3 protein-coding genes are annotated in these 5,152 nt (G+C 41.7%); 2 read left to right on the plus strand and 1 reads right to left on the minus strand.

Annotated features, from left to right (window positions below):
- Nucleotides 1-788 (minus strand): penicillin acylase family protein (locus tag L650_RS0118540; RefSeq protein ID WP_029774032.1); only part of this gene is annotated, 788 nt, incomplete at its 3' end.
- Nucleotides 789-934: 146 nt separating this feature from the next.
- Here L650_RS0118540 and ycaO point away from each other — a divergent pair.
- The gene (gene ycaO, locus L650_RS0118545) at nt 935-2,695 is read left to right on the plus strand and encodes a 30S ribosomal protein S12 methylthiotransferase accessory factor YcaO (RefSeq protein ID WP_024032086.1); all 1,761 of its coding nucleotides are present in this window, start codon (nt 935-937) and stop codon (nt 2,693-2,695) included.
- 114 nt (nt 2,696-2,809) lie between these two features.
- Nucleotides 2,810-5,152: histidine kinase dimerization/phospho-acceptor domain-containing protein (locus tag L650_RS0118550; protein WP_029774033.1), on the plus strand; the 2,343-nt coding region annotated here is incomplete at its 3' end.

The raw sequence follows: 5,152 nt of genomic DNA on the forward strand, positions 1-5,152 counted from the left end.
CCCGTTTGGGTATGCGCACCGGTTACTGCCCAGTTATTGCTGCCGCGCTCTTGGTTTGTCTGAATATTTTTAACCGTGTGCTGTGCTTGCTCTGGAAGTTGAGGAATGGTGCCTGTAAACGGGGCAAGTTTACTGCCATCAAGCGCCGCTTGGTATTGGCTAGGTTGTGTTAAAAAATCAACCATGTGTTGCCCGTATGCTTGCTCAATATGTATGAGAGCTTCATCACGCTCAAAGGTGGCACTTTGCAAATCAAGATACATGCTAAATATAACTAATAGGCTATCTTCACTTTGCCATGGTTTTTGCGCTCCGCCTGTAAGTAAATACTCAAAGCTTGCAAAACCAACTTGTGCCAGCCCTTCGTTTACACCTTGGGCGTAGCTGTTTAATAGTTGTTTATCACTTTCGGGTAAGGTGTTTAATATAGCGCGGCTGCGTTTTCGCAATTGATGAAAGCGCATTTTTTTATCAAGCCCAAGGGCCGCTTTACCAAATAACTCACTAAGCTCACCTGCGGCGTTACGTCTTAATAAATCCATTTGAAAAAAACGGTCTTGCCCATGCGCATAGCCTAGCCCGTATGCCGCGCTATTGCGGTTTTCGGCCTTTATAACCGCCTGCCCTAGTGCATCACGCGAAATAGTAACCGGCTTATTAATTGCTGTACTTTGGCCTTTACCATCAAGTGTGGGCATACTTAAACTTAATACGCCATACACAAGCGCTGTACCAGCTAACCCTAAAACCACAACGAGTAATACTAGCCATTTGATTACTTTAAACATTAATTTGTCCTTTGCACCATTTGTTGCACATATAATAACCATAGTTTTATTAAATAATAATGTTCTTACTCGCAAAGGGTGAAATAAACATCAAAATCCACGATAATAGCCATTCCACATTTTGTGCAGATCTAGTTGAGACTCATATGACTGAAAAAACATTTATCAAAGGTAAAGACCGCGACCTAGAATCGTCTATCTCTACCATGCAAAACAAGCTAAAAGCGCTAAACATCAATGTTGAAGAAGCACTTTGGCTTAACCCTGTAGCTAACTGTTATTCAGTTCATATAAAAGACAGCGACTGCGGTGTTATGTTTACCAATGGTAAAGGCGCAACCGATAAAGCATCTATCGCCTCTGCGTTAGGTGAATACTTTGAACGATTAAGCTGTAATTACTTTTTTGCCGACTTTTACTTAGGTGAAGAATTTGCAAACAGCGACTTTACTCATTATCCAAATGAGAAATGGTTTAAAGTTGAAGGCAATGAAGTGCCAGAAGGCATAATGGACGAAAGCCTGTGGGATTACTTTGACCCAGAGCGTGAGCTTAATGCCTCACACCTTTTTGACTTTAACTCAGGTAATAACGAGCGCGGCATTTGTACATTGCCATACACACGCCAACGCGATAACCAAGACGTATACATTCCGGTAAACGTAATTGGTAATATTTTTGTTTCTAACGGCATGAGCGCAGGTAACACTAAGTTTGAAGCACGTGTACAAGGGCTATCAGAAGTATTTGAGCGCGCCATTAAAAACCGTATTATCGCAGAAGGTATTTGTTTACCTATCGTCCCTGAAGAGGTTGTAAAGCAATACCCTAAAATTCACGAGGCGTGTGAAGAGCTACGCAGCCATGGTTTTCATTTACGTATTGCCGATGCATCACTAGGCGGTAAATACCCTGTAATGAGCGTAACGCTTATTAACCCTGTTGATGGCTCTGTGTTTGCCTCATTTGGTGCTCACCCATCATTTGAAGTTGCACTTGAGCGTACCGTTACTGAGTTACTACAAGGTCGTCGCCTTGATCAACTTGATGTGTTCCAACCAGCTACTTTTGACAACGATGAAGTTGCAACGCCTGAAAACATTGAGCTGCACTTTATCGACTCAAGCGGTTTAATCTCGCATGACTTTTTCCGTGCTGACGCTGACTTTGACTTTGTTCATTGGGACTTTAGCGGTACAACAGAGCAAGAATACAACTTCTGTACTGACTTAATTCACAGCATGGGCCACGACATTTACATTATGGATTACACACACTTAAACGTGTATGCATGTCGTATTTTAGTACCAGGTATGTCAGACATTTACCCAGTAGATGAACTAATTTGGCGTAACAACAACGAAGGCGCTAAATTCCGTGAAGCATTCCTATCGCTTGATCAGTACGATGCGCAGCAGTGGATGGACATTTACGACAGCCTAGAAGAAGCAGGCCACAGCGATATTATTCGTGCTGCTGAATTTATTGGCCTTGCCACCGATGCCGATACACCTTGGCATACACTGCGTATTGGTGAGCTTAAAGCGCACTTATGTTTAGCCGCAGGCAACGAAGAAGCCATTGATTGGGTAGACTGGATACTACACACAGGCCAAGTAAACGAAGATGCAATGCGCCACTTCCGCTGTTTAAAAGCTATTCTTGAAATTAAATACGATGACGAGCGCGACTACGCCGACTACCAAGATGCACTGGGTTTAATGTTTGGCAGCGATAACGTAACGCTGGCTATTGAAATAGCAGAAGGCCGTAAATTATTTAATGGTTTAACCTTCCCAGGTTTATCGCTTGAAGGCTTTAAAAAGCATGCAGCACTACTTGATGGTTACCGTAAGTTACATGTCGCTAAGCAAAACCATTGGGCACGTGAAGTAACCGATGCTTAATAGTTAAACTACTAATTATAAAAATAAAACGGCGCTAATTTATCAGCGCCGTTTTTATTTATACAATAAATTAGCTATAGTTAAATTGCCTAAAATAACAGCATGACTTAGCCAATGCCGCCAAAAAATAACAACAAAAAAAACACTATTAGCAACTATAAGCTGACCTTTTGGTTATCGCTTACGCTAATAATATTAGTGAGCATTGTGTTAGATAGAATTAACTACAATCGCGCAAAAGACGCCCACCGCCTACAAATTTTATCTCAAGTAAGTACATACCGTGCACAACTAGAGGCCACCTTGGTATCAAACATTCAGCTTGTTCGTGGATTAGCGGTTGCTGTATCAGCTGAACCTGAGTTACAGCAGGCACGGTTTGAGCAAATTGCCGCGCCTTTGTTTAAAACCTCCAGTGAACTGCGCCATATTGGTGGTGCACCCGACATGATAATTCGTATGTCTTACCCACTAAAAGGTAACGAAAAAGCCATTGGCTTAAACTTTTTAGAAAACAAAAACCAACGCCTAGATGCCATTAGAGCCCGTGATACCAATACTATTGTTATGGCAGGACCACTTAAACTAGTGCAAGGCGACATTGCCCTTATTGCCAGAGTGCCTGTTTATATTCCGCCTGAAAACCGCTTTTGGGGGTTATTATCGGTGGTGCTCGACATTGAAAAAGTATACAAAAACTCAGGCATAAAAGAGCTTGAAAAAAACTACAACATTGCTATTCAAGGGCGTCATGGTTTAGGCAAAAAAGGCGAGTTTTTTTATGGCAATAACAATATAACCACACAAGAGCCGCTTGATTTTACGCTTAATTTTCAAGGGGGAAGCTGGCAATTATACGTAGCCCCTAAAGAAGGTTGGAGCCCCGCACCTTCAACTATATGGCCGCTTAGAATCGCCATTATAATTATTTGCGGATTACTAATATGGGCGTTCTTATTCTTTTTAAAAATGCTAAACCGCCAGCAACAAAACGAAAAAATGCTGGAGGCAATGAGTGACCTTGCCCAAATTGGGGCGTGGTCATTTAATTTAGAAACCAAACAAGTGTATTGGTCAGATATGACCAAAAAAATCTTTAAATACCCGCTAAACAAAGAGCCTACCTGGCCTACAAACTTAAATTACTTTAAAGCAGGCGAAAGCAGAGAACGTATCACTCAGCTAGTTGAATCTGCAATTAAAGAAGGCAAAAGTTACGAGGCCGAACTTGAAGTAATTGACTCTGAAGGGCGCGAAATGTGGGTGCTTATTCATGGTGAAGCTGAGCGCAAAAACGAGCGCTGTGTAAGAATATTTGGCTCATTGCAAAATATTGATACCCGTAAGCGCATTGAACTTGAAAACAGCAAAATTGCCCTACATAACGAAATTTTAGCGTCGCTTACAGCCAACGACCTTATTTTAAGTGGCCAATTAAGCCAATCTAAACAAGTTATTACTGAATCTATTTGCCATGCTTTAAACATTGAGCAAGCCAGTATTTGGTTTTTTAATAGCTCAAAAACCTCATTGAGCCCTATAGCAGCCCATAATATTGAAAACAGAATGGGTAATAATAATGCGGTATGGCTTAAAAAAGAGGCGCCAGATTTTTTTGAAGCCATAGAAAAACACGCTGTGTTTAGCACCAGTGATGCCCAAAATCACCCACTACTAAAACCCCTTAAAGCGCATTACTTTGCGCCGCTCAATATTAATGCCATGCTGTGCGCAATCATACCGGCGGGAAGTGGCTCCATTGGCATAGTATGCGCTGAGCAATGTGCTTCAATGCGCCCGTGGTCACGTAACGAAGAAAGCTTTTTAATTGCTGTAGCCGCCCTAGTGGGCAGCTTGCATTCAAGCNCCGCCAAAGAGGCTGCAGAGCAAGCAGTAATGGCTAAAAGTGAATTTTTAGCCAGTATGAGCCACGAAATAAGAACCCCCATGAACGGCGTACTGGGCATGCTAAATATTATCAAGCGCACCCAGCTCAACCAACAGCAAGAGCACCATATTGAGCTTGCACAATCTTCAGCTCAGTCGCTGTTAAATATAATTAACGACATTTTAGACTTTTCTAAAATTGAAGCAGGTAAACTTGATATAGAAAATGTGCAATTTAACTTACCTAAATTACTTGGTGAAGTTGTTGAGTCGTTTGCGCTTAAAGTGGAGCAAAATAATACCAATCTCATTTTAGATGCCACCCAAATTACTATCAGCGAAATAATTAGCGATCCGAATAGGTTGCGTCAAATTTTAAATAACCTGATTGGCAACGCTGTTAAGTTTACTATTGATGGGCAAATTCTGGTGACCGCGCAGATAGATGAAACCACCGATGGCAGTTTTTTACATTGCTCTATTATTGATACCGGCATAGGAATAGACGCAGAAAAACAAAAAACTTTATTCGACTCATTCACTCAGGCCGATGCCTCAACCACCCGCCAG

Origin of the sequence: Pseudoalteromonas sp. TB51 (assembly GCF_000498055.1) — a bacterium.
Classification (GTDB): domain Bacteria; phylum Pseudomonadota; class Gammaproteobacteria; order Enterobacterales; family Alteromonadaceae; genus Pseudoalteromonas; species Pseudoalteromonas atlantica.

Bases quoted from the DNA above. Each gene is read 5' to 3' on its own strand.
- ycaO (WP_024032086.1), top strand. From the start codon at position 935: ATGACTGAAAAAACATTTATCAAAGGTAAAGACCGCGACCTAGAATCG.